The sequence below is a fragment of the Microcoleus sp. OTE_8_concoct_300 genome (assembly GCF_031383065.1).
Classification (GTDB): Bacteria; Cyanobacteriota; Cyanobacteriia; order Cyanobacteriales; family Microcoleaceae; genus Microcoleus.
This window is the reverse complement of record NZ_JANMZH010000116.1, coordinates 1-2,178: the sequence shown is the minus strand read 5'-3', so window position 1 is coordinate 2,178 and position 2,178 is coordinate 1. Positions and strand designations below refer to the sequence as shown.

The 2,178-nt window shown below is 49.8% G+C and carries 1 protein-coding gene; it reads right to left on the bottom strand.

The features are described 5' to 3' along the window. Positions 1–2,058, bottom strand: a 2,058-nt coding sequence (locus tag ACUVJL_RS05770; RefSeq protein WP_445244982.1) for a tetratricopeptide repeat protein, incomplete at its 3' end; no start/stop codon positions are given. Positions 2,059–2,178: the final 120 nt, after the last annotated feature.

Here is a 2,178-nt window from a genome sequence, read left to right as displayed (position 1 = left end):
TCTGCTAGTTATTGCTGTGCGGAAAGCTGTTGCTGCTGTTTCAATGTCAACCTGTTTTGGCAATTCATAGCTAGTTAGTCCCGTTGATGTTACAACCCACAAATAACTGCGAGCTTCGCCGAGGGAATACTGCAATAAAATAGTGTTTTCATCGAGAATCTGTTTCTGGATTTCTGGCAGCGTTAAAGGTTGGGGTTGGGTGAGGGCAGCATAGCGGGGACTGGCAGTACGAATCCCGGTTTGAATTTGCTGATATTGTTGCAAAAGTGCGAGGCGCTGTTTGTCGATTTCAGCGATTTTAGTTTGATTGGGGTTGGGACTGCTGACTGCTTCGATGCGCTGCTTTTCAATGGCATCGAGTTGCTGTTGCAAGCTCTTTTCTTGTTGCAGTAAATCGGGGGAAATACCTTCGCGAATGTTGGCGTTACTTTCTTGGAGGAGTTCGAGGAGGCTGCGGGCCCTCGAACGTTCGCTGGCTTCTAAGGCTTTTGTATCGTAACCGGATTTAGGATTAGTTTTATGCAGTTGCATTAACAGGTCGATGTAGAATTCGTAGTAGTTTTGTACGGTGGCAAAGTATGAGCTGCGGAGTTCTGGGCTGGCTATTTTGGTGCGGAGGTTTTCGATGATTTTGATAGAGGCTTCAATGTCGTTGAGGGCTTCGGTAAGATTGTTTTGGTCGCGTTTGGCAAAAGCCATGGTGAAAAGGATGGTAGCTTCCCCACCGCGATCGCCGGTTGCCCGACTCAGGGGAAGGGACTGGCTGTAATACTCTAGCGCTTTCTGCTTTTCTCCCATTTCTGAGTAGAAACCGCCAATGTTGTTGAGGGTGGCAGCTTCCCCACGGCGATCGCCGGTTGCCCGAAAAAGGGGAAGCGACTGGCTGTAATACTCTAGCGCTTTCTGTTTTTCTCCCAAATCTGAGTAGACATTGCCGATGCTGGTGAGGGTGGTAGCTTCCCCACCACGATTGCCTACTGCTCGCAACAGGGGAAGGGACTGGCTGTAATACTCTAGCGCTTTCTGTTTTTCTCCCAAATCTGAGTAGACACTGCCAATATTGCTGAGGGTGGCAGCTTCCCCACTGCGATCACCTACTGCCCGTCTCAGGGGAAGGGACTGGCTGTAATACTCTAGCGCTTTCTGTTTTTCTCCTAAATCGGAGTAGACACCGCCGATGTTGTGGAGGGTGTTGGCTTCCCCGCCGCGATCGCCTACTGCCCGAAACAGGAGAAGCGACTGGCTGTAATACTCTAGCGCCTTCTGTTTTTCTCCCAAGTCTGAGTAGACTAAGCCCATGTTGTTGAGGATTGAAGCTTCCCCAGAGCGATTACCTACTGCCCGACTCAGGGGAAGGGATTGGTTGTAATACTCTAGCGCTTTCTGTTTCTCTCCCAGTTCTGAGTAGACTAAGCCGAGGGTGTTGAGGGTGGTAGCTTCCTCATCGCGATCGCCTACTGCCCGACTCAGAGGGAGCGACTGGCTGTAATACTCTAAAGCTTTTTGTTTTTCTCCTAAATCGGAGTAGACATTGCCGATATTGTTGAGGGTGGTAGCTTCCCCGCCGCGATCGCCTACTGCCCGTTCCAGGAGAAGCGACTGGCTGTAATACTCTAGCGCTTTCTGTTTTTCTCCCAATTCTGAGTAAATACCACCGAGCCTGGTGAGGGTGTTCGCTTCCCCGCCGCGATCGCCGAGTGCCCGAAACAGGGGAAGCGACTGGCTGTAATACTCTAGCGCTTTCTGCTTTTCTTCCAAATCATAGTAGACTCTGCCAAGACCAAAGAGGCTAAGTGCTTGCCCTTCATTGGCGCCCGCTTCTCGATACAGCTTTAATGCTTCTTCAAATTTGACGATCGCACCTTTTAAAGCTTCCGCCGTTCCTTGATTGTAGAGTTGTAGTCCTTCTCTTAAAGCTTTTACAGCAGCCTTGCTACTGTTAGTTTGTGCTGTTTGTACGACTTTACCAACAGACACGGCCGCTGCCACGGGCTGACTTAACTGAAGCGAAAGTGCGATCGACATACCAGCCAAAAACCATTGAGTGCGATCGAACATAGCCAGCCCTTTTGTATTTGCTTCAATCTTACTCACTAGCCCGCTTAGTGTAAAGGCAGGAAGAAGTCAGGGCGATCGGTCTTTTTCCTGAATACAAAACAATTGGCAAACGCGACCCAA